14 protein-coding genes are annotated in these 15,756 nt (G+C 40.2%); 7 read left to right on the top strand and 7 right to left on the bottom strand.

What is annotated here, in order from left to right:
- From FH971_RS12180 to bioD, 3 genes are read left to right on the top strand one after another with little or no spacing between them, the layout of a single operon-like run.
- Positions 1–1,206 (top strand): aminotransferase class I/II-fold pyridoxal phosphate-dependent enzyme, encoded by a 1,206-nt coding sequence (locus tag FH971_RS12180; RefSeq protein ID WP_140234469.1) that lies wholly within the window; start codon positions 1–3, stop codon positions 1,204–1,206.
- Positions 1,207–1,227: 21 nt separating this feature from the next.
- Positions 1,228–1,986 carry a methyltransferase domain-containing protein gene (locus tag FH971_RS12175; protein ID WP_140234468.1) on the top strand — a complete coding sequence of 253 codons (759 nt, stop codon included), beginning with the start codon at positions 1,228–1,230 and terminating at the stop codon, positions 1,984–1,986.
- 4 nt (positions 1,987–1,990) lie between these two features.
- Positions 1,991–2,701, top strand: coding sequence for a dethiobiotin synthase (bioD, locus tag FH971_RS12170; protein ID WP_137226763.1), 711 nt, complete (start codon positions 1,991–1,993; stop codon positions 2,699–2,701).
- 99 nt (positions 2,702–2,800) lie between these two features.
- On the opposite strand, the gene FH971_RS12165 is transcribed toward bioD, so the two are convergent.
- From FH971_RS12165 to FH971_RS12155, 3 genes are all read right to left on the bottom strand, one after another.
- Positions 2,801–3,826, bottom strand: a complete 1,026-nt coding sequence (locus FH971_RS12165; protein WP_137226764.1) for a GGDEF domain-containing protein — start codon at positions 3,824–3,826, stop codon at positions 2,801–2,803.
- A 133-nt stretch (positions 3,827–3,959) separates the two neighbouring features.
- Complete coding sequence (locus tag FH971_RS12160; protein WP_140234467.1) at positions 3,960–4,868, bottom strand: DUF481 domain-containing protein; 909 nt, start codon at positions 4,866–4,868, stop codon at positions 3,960–3,962.
- Between the two features lie 447 nt (positions 4,869–5,315).
- Complete coding sequence (locus FH971_RS12155; protein ID WP_137226766.1) at positions 5,316–5,744, bottom strand: MaoP family protein; 429 nt, start codon at positions 5,742–5,744, stop codon at positions 5,316–5,318.
- A 108-nt stretch (positions 5,745–5,852) separates the two neighbouring features.
- On the opposite strand from FH971_RS12155, the gene FH971_RS12150 reads away from it, so the two are divergent.
- Positions 5,853–6,707, top strand: coding sequence for a LysR family transcriptional regulator (locus FH971_RS12150; RefSeq protein ID WP_140234466.1), 855 nt, complete (start codon positions 5,853–5,855; stop codon positions 6,705–6,707).
- Between the two features lie 16 nt (positions 6,708–6,723).
- On the opposite strand, the gene FH971_RS12145 is transcribed toward FH971_RS12150, so the two are convergent.
- Complete coding sequence (locus FH971_RS12145; RefSeq protein ID WP_137226768.1) at positions 6,724–7,095, bottom strand: diacylglycerol kinase; 372 nt, start codon at positions 7,093–7,095, stop codon at positions 6,724–6,726.
- A 327-nt stretch (positions 7,096–7,422) separates the two neighbouring features.
- Here FH971_RS12145 and FH971_RS12140 point away from each other — a divergent pair, with 327 nt between their 5' ends.
- Both FH971_RS12140 and FH971_RS12135 read left to right on the top strand, forming a co-directional pair.
- Positions 7,423–8,271: a DNA ligase gene (locus FH971_RS12140; RefSeq protein ID WP_140234465.1), complete on the top strand. Its 849-nt coding sequence runs from the start codon at positions 7,423–7,425 to the stop codon at positions 8,269–8,271.
- Between the two features lie 133 nt (positions 8,272–8,404).
- Positions 8,405–8,902, top strand: a complete 498-nt coding sequence (locus FH971_RS12135; RefSeq protein ID WP_140234464.1) for a low molecular weight protein-tyrosine-phosphatase — start codon at positions 8,405–8,407, stop codon at positions 8,900–8,902.
- An 89-nt stretch (positions 8,903–8,991) separates the two neighbouring features.
- Here the strand turns inward: FH971_RS12135 and ylqF are convergent, their stop codons facing one another.
- Complete coding sequence (gene ylqF / locus FH971_RS12130) at positions 8,992–9,933, bottom strand: ribosome biogenesis GTPase YlqF (RefSeq protein WP_140234463.1); 942 nt, start codon at positions 9,931–9,933, stop codon at positions 8,992–8,994.
- A gap of 132 nt (positions 9,934–10,065) precedes the next feature.
- Positions 10,066–10,905, bottom strand: a complete 840-nt coding sequence (locus tag FH971_RS12125) for an isopenicillin N synthase family dioxygenase (RefSeq protein ID WP_140234462.1) — start codon at positions 10,903–10,905, stop codon at positions 10,066–10,068.
- Positions 10,906–11,063: 158 nt separating this feature from the next.
- Here FH971_RS12125 and FH971_RS12120 point away from each other — a divergent pair, with 158 nt between their 5' ends.
- On the top strand, positions 11,064–11,981 hold the full coding sequence (locus FH971_RS12120; protein ID WP_140234461.1) for a bifunctional methionine sulfoxide reductase B/A protein: 918 nt from the start codon (positions 11,064–11,066) through the stop codon (positions 11,979–11,981).
- Between the two features lie 309 nt (positions 11,982–12,290).
- Here FH971_RS12120 and rne read toward each other — a convergent pair whose 3' ends face one another.
- Entirely contained in the window at positions 12,291–15,701 is a 3,411-nt protein-coding gene (rne, locus tag FH971_RS12115) for a ribonuclease E (protein ID WP_140234460.1), read from the bottom strand.
- Between the last annotated feature and the right edge of the window lie 55 nt (positions 15,702–15,756).

Below are 15,756 nucleotides of genomic sequence, written 5' to 3'. Positions count from 1 at the left end.
ATGACCGTATCAGGACAACCTGTCATTGGATTGCACCCATTAACTCAGCGGATAAGTGATAAGCTTGCTGAACTGCAGGCTACTGGCCTTTTACGCCAACGACATATGATGGCAACAAAACAGCATGCGGTGATTGATTTTAGCCATAATGATTACTTAGGCTTAGCCCGTGAACCCGCTTTAGCTTTAGCACTTTATGCTGGGGCACAGCAGTATGGTGTCGGCAGTCGCGCATCACCTCTTGTGAGTGGTTATAACCAAGCTCATGTAGCGCTTGAAAAACGTTTATGTGAACTTACTGGTCACCAAGCTTGCATGTTATTTAGTTCCGGTTTTAGTGCAAACAGTGCGTTAATGAAAACCCTATTTAACAGCGATGACATTGTAATAGCCGACAAATTGGTGCATGCCTCTGTCATAGATGGGTTGCAAGACAGTGGCAGTAAAATTCGTCGTTTTTTACATAACGATATTAGCAGTGCAGAGCGCCTTATTGAGCGTAATCCTCATACTGCTGTTGTTACCGAAAGTGTGTTTAGTATGGATGGCGATATAGCGCCTATTTCTGAACTATCCGCGCTATGCCAACAGCATGACTGTTGGCTGATTGTCGATGATGCCCACGGTTTTGGTTTGCTATCTAGCTCATTTGTTAATGCCGATAATGTCGATATTCAAGTGGTAACATTTGGTAAGGCAATTGGGGGGCAAGGCGCGGCTATTTTAGCCTCGCAAGAGGTGATTGATTACTTAATTGCGACTTGTCGTGAGTATATTTATTCTACCGCGTTGTCACCAGCTAATGCTCAGTTAGCCTTAGCTGCGATAAATTGGCAACAAGCTAATCCACAGCTATTGACACAACTAAAGGCTAATATTGCATTGTTTAGGCAACTTGCAGTGGAAAACAAACTTAATATTACATCTTCAACGACCGCTATTCAGCCGATTATGATCGGTGATAATCATCGCGTAATGGCAATTGCAGAGCAGTTAACACAACAAGGTTTTTTGGTGGGTGCTATTCGTTCACCAACGGTACCAAAAGGGCAGGAGCGTTTACGTGTGACGTTAAACGCACAACATCAAGCTATTGATATTCATGAACTTGTTGCCGCAGTAGCTGTTCTTATTCATCAACATGATAATAATTCGATGCAGGCTGTATTAGTTCCACAAGCAGTTGATAAATCAGTAGTCAAATAAGTCGTACCTTTGAGAGCCCCCATGACGTTAGATAATCCGGTTGCAAACACATTTTCAATAGCTGCTGCTCAATACAAGCAACATGATGTATTGCAACGCATTAGCGCCAAACAGTTGCTACAACAGGCTAACTTGTGTGGCACCTTACTTGATGTCGGAGCCGGTCCCGGGACATGTTTTAAAGCTTTTGAACGAGTAAACCAAATAGTTGCAGTTGATATCTCTCATGGCATGCTTACACAGTTGGTTCAACAGCATCCTGATTATTTGCCTCTTTGCACTGATGCCCAAGCACTAGGTTTGCAAAGTGATTCTATTGACAATATCTATTCCAATTTAGCCTTACAGTGGTGCCAAACCTTACCTAAAGCGTTTGCTGAGTTTCATCGAGTATTACGATCTGGAGGTGAATGTTACCTCAGCGTAGTGGTAGATGGCAGTTTAGCTGAATTGGAAAGCTTAGGTTTCCACGTCAATCAATTTGATTCAGTATCCACGCTTAAGACTGCATTTAACGTATCTCAAGTGACGCCGGATGACTGGCACAGCGTCGATATTAAGGTTGAGAGTATTAAGGTTTATTTCGATGATTTACGCAGCTTACTATATTCAATAAAAGGTGTGGGGGCGTCATTTGATCAACATGGTGCAGGTAAGCAGCGTCACGCGCTCACCAAGCGACAATGGCAGCAACGTGTCGCGTTGGCAGAAAGTCTGCGTACCGATAAAGGCTTGCCATTAACTTATCAAATTGCGTATATCCATGCTAAACGAGGCTGACGCTATGCTATATTTTGTGACAGGAACCGATACTGACAGTGGTAAAACCTTAATTTCGGCAGCTCTTTTAGCTAAAGCCCAAGGCGATAAATGTGGTTTTAAACCGATAGCTTCAGGATGTGTTCCCACCGACGCAGGATTGCGTAACAGTGATGCTTTAATGCTAATTGCGCAGTCGAACATGGATTTGCCATATTCGGCGATTAATCCTATTTGTTTTGAGCCTGCTATTGCACCGCACATTGCCGCTAAACAAGTTAATCAGATTTTAACGGCACAAACAGTACTTGATGCTATGTATCATCCGGCGATGCAACAAGCTGATTTTGCATTAATTGAAGGCGCTGGTGGTTGGCGTTTACCATTAGGTAATGGTGAGTTTTTGTCTGATACCGTTAAATTATTGCAGGCCAAGCTACAAAAATCTCGACTAATTCAAGGTCAACTGGCGGCAGCTAACGTTGGTGTTATTTTAGTTGTAGGCATGAAGTTAGGCTGTTTAAACCATGCATTGTTAACTCAAGAGGCGGTACTGGCCGACGGATTAACGATAGCAGGGTGGGTGGCGAATCAAGTCGATATTGAAATGGCTTTTATTGACGACAACCTCAACAGTTTACAGCAAATGATGCAGGGACCATTTTTAGGTTATGTGCCTCATTTAAAAGCGGCTACAGCGGATAATGCCGCTGCTTATCTGCAATTACCGAAATAATCCGCAGTAGAAAATATTAAGCCCAACTTTTTCTGCTGTTAGCTTTTCAGTATGAGCATGCAAAAGTGGGCGAACAATCAATTGATATTAGCAGAAAGGTTAATTTGCGATTGGCATCACTCTGTTACGACCCAAACGCTTTGCTTCGTAGAGTAACTTATCTGTTGCTTCAATCAACTGGGATACATTTTGTTTCGGCTTCCACTCACATACGCCAAAAGAGGCGGTAATTGAGTCGATGACTTTGTCACTACGCCTATCTTTAACACTGAGTTTCTCTAGTGCTCTTCGAATCCCTTCTGCTAGCTGTCTGGCTACTCTAAACTGGCTACTTGGTACAATAATGGCGAACTCTTCACCACCAAAACGATACAGTTTAATCCCGTCGCGGCAAGCTTCTTGAATCCGTTTTGCGACTGTTTTCAAGACTAAGTCACCAAGTTGATGACCAAAGGTATCGTTGAATACTTTAAAGTGGTCGATATCAATGATAATCAAACATGTTCCAGCAGGAGATAAACTGACTTGTGCTTCAATGTCGTGGTCAAATGCGCGGCGATTTAATACATTAGTTAATGCATCAAATAACATGTCTTTTTCGGACTCTGCTAAGCGAGTTTTGAGAATATTAATTTCGGATTGGGCTTTTTGTAACTGTTCAGTAAAACTCTCGGTACTGGAACGAATGTTAGATGATTCTTTAACAATACTTCTAATAACACCGATGACTTGTTCGAGTGAGAAGCCTTGGTTTTCAAGGTCATTTAATTTTTTAAAATCTTTCTCTATTTGAGTTTGAAAGGTTTCGGTGTCTAAATTAGTATCTTTAAGTGATTGAGATAATTCGCATACCATAGCATCAAGGTTTTTGCGCATATCACGCACATTAAGCTCAACCGGATCTGCCACATGCTTTCGGTATAATAATTCACTGGTCACGGGTGAATAAGTTTGATTCTGTTTGACTGCGGTATCCAATTCTTGGTTAAGTAATGGATTTTGCTCACCGACATAAGCATACCAAAGTGCATAATTTGTTGGTGTAGTGGGGATTTTGTATTTTAACATTAACGGCACCGCTTTTTTTAAATTAGCAGCAGCGGTTTGCAATAAGGTGTTAGACATTAAGTGCCTCGTGAGCAGGACAATGAAAAGACATTAAGATGAATTTAGTATAGTAAAATAAATAATAGGACATTATCATTTTGCCAATCACAAAAAAAGCATCATAAGATGCTTTTTATTGAATAAACGAAGGCTAAAATGCATAAGAAATAGCAAACATGGGGCCTGTAAAACTGTAGTTAATATTGTGATCAAAAGTTTTTATATTATTATCATTTATTCTACGTTGTTTTTCTATTGAGATATCAACATCATAATAATTGTAGGCTAGTTTCAGTGACCAGTTGTCACAAATTTTTGCTTCAACACCTAAACGGACATCGATTAACGACCCGTCAACATCGTCATATTTAATGGTAAAATATTGTGCATGTGCAGAAAATGTTAAATCTGGATAAAACTCGTAAGAACCATAAACGCCTAAATTTGGTAATGGTGCAGTAACGCTGTAATCAACGACGTTTGGTGTAGCGACCACATTACTACATTGACTTGTTAAGCTTGAATCTAGCGCACATGTGCCTATATTTCCCTGAAATTCAATTTCGACAAACATAGTGTGTAAACCCACGGAAACTCCTACTGCATAATTTGATCCTTGCCAAATATCATAACCGTAGCCGATACGTAATATATCAATGTTGAATTCGGTATTGAGGGCTGCTCCTGTTTCAATCAAATAGTCCTGACCGTCAATATCTTCAAGGATAAAGTCCTGACTTATTGAGTTGTTATTAGCTTCGCGATCTAAGGATTTCCAATCGATGAAAAGTTTATGTCGTTGATTAAATTCGTAGGTAAATTCAAAGTAGGGTAGGTATTGTTCTTCAGCGAGTAAAAATTCATCTTCAAAATCTATTAGAAAAATACCACCATTTTTAGGATTTGTGACAGCCATATTTGAATCGGAGTTAGCATAAAACACACCTATGTCTATGGTGTATTTATCTGTTGTTGATGAATGGTCACTCTGGCTCTGAGCTGAAATCGCCGTCTGAGTACCAAATAACATTATGGCAATACAAAAAAAAGGTTTAATCATTGAAACTCCGCATTTATTCTTTTTTACTAGTGTCACAAGATATGCGTCTTCATATGATGCTGTTGTCGTATCTGATACCTAATTTATGTAACGATGATATCCAAAAAGGGATGTTAAATGCATCAACATAAACAATAGACCAGGATAAATAGGACAAACAGTTCGATATACATACTAGCACTTTGTCATTAAATGTGAAGTTTTTGTAGCGAGTTGTTGTGCTAAATCAAGTTTTCATTGGTAGTTTGAGCTCAAACACGTAAAAGTACCCATTTTAGTGTCAAAGTGTGATGTGACAGTGAGTTGTGAATAAATAGAGAAAATATAGAATGATATTTTGGCCAAATGCACCTAAAAGTAGAGTAAATAATAGACTCTACTTTTAGGTAGTTGTGAACTAATTGTTATGCATTGTAAGCGATTGCTTTGGTTGCTTAAATATTGAATCTATTCAGCTTCATCGGTGTCAGATGCATCACTTTCAATATCGTCAAATTCTATTTCGACTTTAGCGCTAGAGGGAGTATGAATCGTGCCTACAACAGCATAAAAGGGTTTGCCTTTTGCTAAGCGACAATATTTAATCCACAATAATTCCATTGCGGTTGAGGCGGGCAATTTACCTTGGGAAACTTGTACAAATTGATCTTCATCAACGTTACATGGAATTTGACTACCTTCAGCCAAATTTTTCATTGCTTGACCGTGTTGTTCAAGCAAATCCGCTTCTTTACTGGTAAAGTCACCACAACGTTTAAATCCTTTAGGGAAATTAACGTCATCATAGAAGCGTTTAGAAGAGTGAAAGCTGTCATTGGTCCCATTGGTATGAGCTCCAATAGCTTGTTTCGCATTGATAAATGATTGCTGAGACATGGCTAATACCTTCCAGATTATGAGATATAAAGATTTGCAACTGGAGTATTGGCTAGTATTATCATTTTTTAAATCAAAATATTTTGTCCTTATTGGTAAAGAATTTTTATGGATACAGATTTATTAAAAACCTTCTTAGAAGTATCTCGAACTAGGCACTTTGGTAAAGCGGCAGAAAACCTTTATCTCACTCGAAGCGCTGTTAGTTTTAGGATAAAACAATTAGAAAATATTTTGGGTATAGAACTTTTTGAGCGCTTACGTAACAATATTCAACCAACACCTGCAGGTGAAAGAATGCTTGGTCACGCTGAAGCGGTTCTTAATGCTTGGGAAAGGGCAAAACAGGATATTACTTTAAACCAACAGCACAACGCTCAATTGACATTATCTACTGGTAATAATATTTGGGATTCGTATTTTCAAGGCTTTTTACAGCCATTACATTTGTGCTTAGAAGGTGTTGCTTTAAGAACTGATGTTTTGTCTACATTGGTAATGAACCGCCAACTAATAGCACGCACTTTAGATATCGCAATCACTTTTGATCCCCCTAAATTGGACGAAGTGACATTGGTTAAGCTTGCTCAAGTCAAACTATACTTAGTGTCTAAACAACAGAACGTTAATCTAACTCAAACACCTAATTTGCCTTATGTTAAAGTGGATTGGGGGACAGCCTTTAATATTACCCACGCTCAAGATTTTACGATGTTACCGATACCGGTATTACATACCAGCTCTGCCCGTATGGCCTTGGATTTTATCCTCAATAATGGTGGTTGTGCATTTTTACCTGAGGCACTTATTCAACCCTTGTTAGATAATCGCACATTATTTTATGTGAATGATGCTAAATGTATTCGCCGACATGTGTATGCTGCTTATTGGGCCGAAAATGAACGACTGGCATATATTGAAAAAGCTATTTCAATTTTGACGCTCAATGAAAGCACCGATTAGTTATTTTGGGTGTCGATTAAGACAGTAATGGCCAAATGATGATACCCCATGTGAACGCGCACAATACTAAACTGATAAAGACTGCTGCTGACGCAATATCTTTTGCCTGTCCACTGAGTGGGTGGATCTCATCACCAACCCGATCAACTACCGCTTCAATAGCTGAGTTCAATAATTCAACAATCAATACAATTAACACGGCCATAATAAGTAAAATACGTTCAGTACTGCTGATGTTGAGTAGCAGTGCAACGGGTAGCATTAGGCAAGCAAGCACTGTTTCTTGTCTAAATGCCGCTTCGTTTTTCCATGCTGACTTTAGACCTAATATTGAAAACCCTGTAGCTCGAAATACGCGTTTTAGACCATGATTGTTCTCTGGTTTCATTTGGCTCATTATCTTTTTGATTTTAATTCTGTAGATTGTAACATTCCGTTCATATGCTTCCAGCAGTAAATTATCTCAAATGTTGTATATCATTTTGGGTTGAAGTTTTGGGTGGACAATCCATTCGAATGTACTAGGCTTTGCTGTGTCCATTTTAACGTTGTTAGGATAATGAAAGTTTGATGCTCGATTGTAGAAAAGCAGATAAATTACGAGTGTCGAAAGGCATATATTAATTTTTATTAATAAATACATTATGTGCCGTTAAAAATGTACCGCTAAGGTAAGTCAGTACTTAAAGGATCTCAACTATCGCAAGGATTGCATATGAGTAAGATAATCTATTTTATATTTTTGATATTATTTGGACTATATTGTTTCCCCACACACTGTGAAGTTTTACCCACACCTCCCATTCAATTAGCAACTCAATATGATCCTGATATAGAGATATCTAAGTATTTAGTCAGCGAAAAACTTGACGGCGTTCGGGGTTATTGGGATGGCAAAAGAATGTTGACTCGCAGTGGCCGAAACATAGTATTACCTGACTCATTTATCATTGGGTTCCCTAATGTCGCTATTGACGGTGAACTTTGGCTGGGCCGTAACCATTTTGAACAGATTTCGGCCTTAGTTCGACGCCAACAAGTCCCTGAAGAAGACTGGCAGGAAGTTAAGTTTATGATGTTTGATTTGCCACAGCATTCTGGCCCTTTTATTGAACGCTATTTAGCGATGAAAATGTTGGTAAAAAGTGCGAACTCTAAACATTTACAGGTTATTAAGCAGGATACAGTGGCTTCAGCTGAAGCTCTATTTTCACAGCTCGATTCTGTCGTTAATGCTGGCGGTGAAGGATTGATGTTACATTATCAGCAAGCTTATTATGCCGTTGGTCGTAGTGAATATATTGTTAAACTAAAACCAAAATATGATGCTGAAGCGATAGTGATTGGCCATACACAAGGGAAAGGTAAATATCGTGGCATGTTGGGAGCTTTGGTCGTAAAAACATCTTCTGGCATAGTGTTCAATGTAGGTAGTGGTCTAAGTGATAAACAACGAGAGAATCCACCTTTAATAGGATCTACCATTACCTATCAATATTTAGGCTTAACTCAAAAAGGCACACCAAGGTTTGCCACATTTTTGCGTGAAAGGCCTAAACAATAATTCGTTTGTCTGATAAGCACACTATAGTCGGTTTTGATTTAGAGATCATATTCTGATTAACCTTGTAAGTTTGATTATATTCATCACCATTTAGTTTCTAATGTGATGATTTTGAGTGATTAAGGCGCAATGAATGATTAAAGATGTTTATCTAGCAAAAATAAACTCCGTGCTATTCGTCTGTATGGGTAATATATGTCGCTCTCCCACTGCGGAGGCAGTATTTAAACAACAGGCAGAGAGACATAATTTACAACTTAATATCGACTCAGCTGGAACCATGGCTTATCACAAGGGTAATGCACCTGATCATCGTAGCGTCGTTGCCGGGGTTAAACGCGGATTAGATTTTTCGGGTATGAAAGCAAGGCAAGTCAGCAATAGTGATTTTGAAGATTTTGATCTTATATTGGCTGCTGATGAAGCAAATTTAGCTGATTTGCTTGAGCGTTGTCCTACAGATTATCAATATAAATTACATTTGATTTTGGCGTTCGCTGACAGTGAGGAGCAGGAGGTGCCTGATCCTTATTATGGCGGTGAGATGGGGTTTGAATTGGTCATCGATTTACTTGAAGCCAGTCTTACAGCGTTAGCTGCTCAACTGGTTGCTGCCAAAAATAGACTTTGATTAAATATGGTGTATGTAACTAATCACTAAAACTAACAACTAATATTGTCATTCTAAAAGAGTTATTACCAAACTAACTATGCACAAAGTTAATCGTTATGACGCTTGCCAGAACGTTTTAACTTTTCTTGCTCAATCTTTTGTTGCTTCAAGGCTTCTTTTTCAGCCATCTTACGTGCCACTTCAGTTTTTTCTTTTTCAGCCATTTCGGGAGTTTCAAGGCTTAATAAGCCGATTTTCCCTGAACGGTATTCATGCAGTAATAGTTCTGACACTTTATGGTAATCAACTCGTCCGCCAGGACGAAGTGCTCCGCGAGATCGACTAATGGCTTCGAGTAATTCAATATCGGTAGCTGGTAGCGATTTAAGCTTATATCGTTCACAAATTTCGTCAGGATAAGCTTTAAGAAAGTAATCGGCAGCGAACATGGCTACGTCTTCATATTCCATCGCGGTATCTTTGATTGCGCCGGTGACAGCAAGTCTATAACTGCTGGCTTCATTATCCACTTTCGGCCATAAAATCCCTGGAGTATCAGACAGCACAATTCCGTTACGTAAATTAATACGCTGCTGATTTTTGGTGACCGCGGGTTCATTACCAGTTTTGGCAATAGTTCGGCCTGCTAACGTATTAATAATTGTAGATTTACCGACGTTAGGAATACCCATTATCATGGTACGGATGTCTTTTTCCATGGTGTCACGATGCGGCACAAGTTTACGGCAAAGATCTGGAATACTTCTTACCATTCCTGGTTGTAAAGTGGTGATTGCTGATGCCTGAACGCCTTGTTCACGCTCTAAGTATTCAATCCACCGAGCAGTGACTTCAGGATCGGCTAAATCAGATTTATTGAGCAATTTAATACAAGGTTTATCACCACGGAGTTGCGACACCATAGGATTTTCACTGCTGTAGGGAATACGTGCATCTAGCACTTCAATAACGAGATCCACTTGAGGCATTGCCTCTTCAATCTCTTTACGTGCTTTGTGCATGTGTCCTGGATACCACTGAATTGCCATGATGTTGCCTTATAATCGAATGCTAGAACGAAGAAAAAAATCTAATCAATATAATGGGCATATTGTACCTTGTTAGATAACTAAAAGCATAAAAAAAGCGCCCTAAGGCGCTTGGTATCTATGCAAATCAGATTAAATAACGCCTAACTCACGTAATCTTTCCATTAAGTAACTGTTGGCTGTGTAGCGCTCAGATAACACCACTTCTGGATTGGGGTGTAAAAATAAAGGTAGTGAAATTCGAGACTTAGTTTTATCAGCACCTTCAGGATTAATGACTCGGTGAGATGTCGACGGGAAGTAACCACCTGAAGCTTCTTGCAACATGTCACCGATGTTAATAATGATACTGCCAAAGTCACTGGGAACATCAATCCATTCACCGCTTTGGGTTTTAACTTGTAACCCTGGTTCATTTGCTGCAGGTAATAAGGTGATGAGATTAATATCTTCATGTGCTGCAGCACGAATAGCCCCCATTTCTTCATCACCTTGCATTGGTGGGTAATGTAAAATTCGCAATAAAGTTTGTTGGCTTTGGGCAATCATGTCTGGTAACGGAATAGTATATTTAACAGCCACTTCTGGTGGAGTGTATTGCTCAATCCAGCTAAGTAACTCTGATGCTAAGGCATTGGCATGTTCATAATAGGCAAGAATATTTGCTTTTAATGAATCAGGAATACGGCCCCAAGGATACACGTGATAATATTCTTTGATATCTTTTACGTTGTTGCCTTTGGCTGTTTCAGAAATCGATGCTGGGAAAAAACCATCATGAGTTTCTGCTTTAAACAAAAAGTCATGTTTTTGTTCGGATTGAAAGAAACTGTACCATTCTTTATAAATATCTTCGACAAGTTGCTTTTGAATAGGGTGGTTTGATAATACCCCAAAGCCCGTTTCACGAAGAGATTCAACAAAGCGCTCAGCACTATCTGGTGCAAGGTAATCAATTGTATTTAGTTTCATTATGTATTTCTTATTAGTGTGTTGACCCACTGCAATGGTAACCTTAGTCACACTTTGTCGCAATTATTTGCGCGTCTTCGCTTTGCAATGGTTGAACTGATGCCGCAGATCTCACGTATTGTTTATTTAAGCGACAAGTAAACTCAATGAGAACAGTAATGAATAATTTAACTGAATTTGAAAAATACGTTATTGAACAGAAAGGCACTGAACGTCCTTTTAGTGGTGAATATGTCGATCATGATGTTCAGGGCATGTATTTGTGTAAAAAGTGTCTTGCACCTTTATATAAAAGTGAACATAAGTTTAATGCTCATTGTGGCTGGCCTGCATTTGACAACGAAATTGAAGGAGCGGTAAAGCATACTCTTGATGCCGATGGTCACAGAACCGAAATTACCTGTGCACAATGTGGCGGTCATTTGGGCCATGTATTTGAAGGTGAACATTTAACAGAAAACAATATTCGTCATTGTGTCAATTCTGTGTCGATGGTGTTTACACCATTGGATGAACTAAGCCAAGTAAGCTCTGCTAGTACGCCAAACGAGAAAGCAACCTTTGGTGCAGGGTGTTTTTGGTGTATTGAAGCCATTTTTTCGCAGCTTAAAGGCGTACAGAGTGTTAAGTCGGGTTATTGTGGTGGCGACGCCAAAGATGCCAATTATGATGCGGTCTGTTCTGGTCGTACGGGTCATGCTGAAGTGATACAAATTGAGTTTGATCCCGCAGTGATTAGTTATGAGACTTTATTAGCAGTGTTATTTGAAAGTCATGACCCAACGACATTAAATCAGCAGGGTAATGACAAAGGACCACAATATCGTTCAGTTATTTTTGCTCATAATAGTCAGCAAATTGATGCTGCTAATCGGTTTATTAACGCATTAACTGAACAACACGTTTGGCCTAAACCAATAGTGACCGAAGTGAGTGCATTTGATACTTTTTACCCTGCTGAGAATTATCATGAAGACTACTTTGCCAAACACGGTGAGCAGCCTTATTGTCAATTAGTGGTTAAACCTAAGTTTGATAAAGTCATGAGTAAATTTGCCGATAAACGTAAAAACTAATCTTGAATTTAATAAAAAGGGGCAACGATTGCATATACAATCGTTGCCCTTTTTTTGTTCTGGATTTTTCAATCAACTCGAATTCAATAATGTCACATGTTTACGCTATCTCACTAATGTCTAACAAGGGCTGACAACCAAGCTATTATCGCTGAATTAAGCGCATTTAATTCACTTGAGTATATTCGGTGTGTTAAATGTATCTGCATGAACTCTTGGTAATTGAGATTACACATGGATACATGACAAATAAAAAAGCCATGCAGAGCATGGCTTTTTTGTTAAGGAGTCGAAAGATACCTTAAGGTGTTACTTACCTGGGCGAGCCATACCTGATGATGCACTATTACCTTGGGCCACTTTTTCGACGTTGGCTTCTGTTGTTTGTGCGTCATAAGAACGTCCTTGCGGAACTGCTTGTTGTTCACGAACATCTACTGTTGGCTTAGTCATATCTGATGACACCATAGAACCAAAGCGACTGGTTTTAGCAACAGTTTTAGGTGCAACGTCTGCCGGTGTAGTTTCACTAACATCGACTTTAACTTCTGGTGCTATTTGCGGTTTAGCCTTGCGTGTAATCGCAGCAGGTTTGGCCATAGGCGCAGAAGCATTTGACGCAACGGCTTTTTCACGTTCATTGTTTCGTGCCGGTTCTGCACTGATGGGTTCTGCTTTAACTTTCACTTCAGCCGTTACCGATACAACTGGTTGCTCTACAACCTTGGTTGGTTCAATCACTTTTTCAGCAGTTGGTTGTACAACAGGCTCGACAGCTTTTGCTTCAACGACATTTTCAACAGCTTTGGTTTCAGCTTTTGCTTCAACGACAGTTTCAACAGCTTTGGTTTCAACTTTTGCTTCTACAGCAGGAGTCTCTACCACTTTAGTTTCTGCTACCACTTCAACTGGAGCGACTTGTGTTTCTGTTTTCGTCTCGTTCACTTTCACTTCGGTAGGTTGGTCTGCTTTTGTTGCAGGCAGTTTACTTTGTGATTGCTCGGCATCTAGTTGCTTTTCTAGCTCATCAACAGAGGTAAATACTGCAGGTTGAGTAGTGTCACTTTCATCACGACGACGACGTTGACCAGCAGCACGAAGGTGACGCGGACTACGACGACTACGACGTTGACCTTCGCGACCTTCAGCTGAGTCATCATCATTTTCTGCAACCGTTTTCTCTTGGCTTGCAGTTTCTTCAGTAGACGCATTTACGGCGGATGATTGTTCATCAGTCTGTTCAGCATTTACCGTGTCGGTTTTTGCTAGTGTATCTTTACCAGTTTGGTCATGACCAGCTTGCTGAGTCATGTCAGTTGTTGATAGCGTCGGTGCTATTTCGGCGTTATCTGCAGCAGTTGAAACTGCCGTGTTTTTCACTTCAGCAGACGATTCACTTCGGTCTTTTCTTGGCTGACGACGGCTACGAGTAGCTTTTGCTTCTGTTTTTTCTTCAGTTGCTTTGGCTTCTACTGTATTGGTTTCTGACACATTAGCGGCTATCGCTGCTGTGTCTTTATCGATGTTATCGGTGGTGTTAGTGTCAGTTGCTTTTACAACTGACTCTTCATTTTGCTCATTTTCAATACGAACTTTACGACGAAGGTTACGACGTTGACGACGCTCTCGTGCGGCTTCTTGCTTAGGCGACTTTTCAGTACTGACTTTAACTTCAGCAGTTTTAGCCTCAGCAACTTTAGTATCAGTAGTTTGCGGTAGTGGCTTATCTACTTTTTCAGTTTGTGGTTTGTTGCGTGCGTTGTCGTCTTGAGTATTGGTTTTGCTATTTCGATCATTACGCTTGTTACGAGTACGCGGTTCTACACCATCTTTTGGCTTATCACTGTCATTACGCTGACGACGATTGTCATTACGACTGTCATTGCGTTTGTCATTACGATTAGCGTTATCGTTGCGGCTGTCATTACGACGTGGACGACGATTATTTGTCTGACTATTGTTTTTAGTCGGAGTGCTGGGTTTAACTTCTTTAGTGTCGGTGCTGCTATCAGAAAATAATGCACTAATAGCGGATACGATACGAGCGAAGAAACCAGGTTGAGTTGGCGCTGCAGCGGTAGGTGTTTTCGCAACTGGAGTAGCAGCTACTGGTGCTTCTGGCGCTTTTTGTGGTGACGCGAAGCCTTTTAACGCTGGTTCTTGCGAAGCTGCACGTTCAAGTTTACGAGGTTCATACAGATTTGCAGCAGGCTGTTCTACACGCTTGTAGCTTGATTCACAGACTTCGTCATCACTTTTACGACGAACGACACGGTAGTCAGGTGTTTGCATATTAGCATCTGGGATGATGTACACTTCAACTTGATGACGTTCTTCTGTAATACGAATTGCTTTACGTTTTTCATTTAATAAGAATGCCGCCACATCAACAGGCACAATAGCTTCTATTTGGGTGGTATTCTCTTTAATCGCTTCTTCTTCCATTAAACGCAGGATAGAAAGCGCTAATGATTCAGTACTTCGAATCGTACCTTGACCATGACAACGTGGGCATATATGTGCCGCTGATTCTTCAAGTGAAGGACGTAAACGTTGGCGTGACATTTCCATTAAACCAAAACGAGAAATACGGCCTAATTGTACGCGTGCACGGTCATGATGCACTGCATCACGTAAACGGTTCTCAACTTCACGCTGATGACGCACTGGTGTCATGTCGATAAAGTCGATTACTACTAAGCCACCTAGGTCACGAAGACGTAATTGACGAGCCACTTCATCGGCTGCTTCAAGGTTAGTGTTTAATGCAGTTTCTTCAATATCGCCGCCTTTTGTTGCACGGGCAGAGTTGATATCGATAGACGTTAATGCTTCTGTTGGGTCAATAACAATTGATCCGCCTGAAGGCAAACGAACTTCCCGTTGGAACGCCGATTCAATTTGTGATTCAATCTGGAAGTGAGTAAATAGTGGCACTTCAGAATCGTATAGTTTTACGCGTTCTACAAAGTCAGGGCGAACCAAACCAATGTGCATTTTGGCTTCTTCGAAAATACGTGGGTGATCGATAAGGATTTCGCCAACATCACGACGTAAATAGTCACGAATAGCGCGTACAATCACGTTACTTTCTTGATGAATTAAGAATGGTGCTGCTTTACTTTGAGCGGCTTCTAGAATGGCATCCCAATGATGTTGAAGTACTTTTAAGTCCCATTTTAGCTCTGTTGATTCTTTTCCTACACCTGCAGTACGAACAATTAAGCCCATACCATTAGGTACATCTAACTCAGACATCGCTTCTTTGAGTTCGGTGCGTTCATCACCTTCGATACGACGAGAAATACCGCCAGCACGAGGGTTATTAGGCATTAATACTAAGTAAGAGCCTGCAAGACTAATAAAGGTTGTTAGTGCTGCGCCTTTGTTGCCACGTTCTTCTTTATCAATCTGAACGATAACTTCTTGGCCTTCCTGAACAACTTCTTTAATGTTTGGGCGACCTTGGAATGAATAACCTTTAGGGAAGTATTCGCGACCAATTTCTTTTAGGGGTAAAAAACCGTGACGATCTGCACCGTAATCAACAAATGCAGCTTCAAGTGACGGTTCTACTCGAGTGATTTTACCTTTGTAGATATTAGATTTTTTCTGTTCGTGACCTGGACTTTCGATGTCTAAATCATACAGCTCTTGCCCATCTACTAGGGCTACGCGCAACTCTTCTGATTGAGTTGCATTAATTAACATACGTTTCATGATGACGTGATTCTTCTGAATGAGGTCATCAAACAACACGATTTTTCTGCATTAC

It is taken from the genome of Shewanella polaris, assembly GCF_006385555.1.
Lineage (GTDB): Bacteria > Pseudomonadota > Gammaproteobacteria > Enterobacterales > Shewanellaceae > Shewanella > Shewanella polaris.
This window is presented reverse-complemented; position numbering and strand designations above follow the sequence as displayed.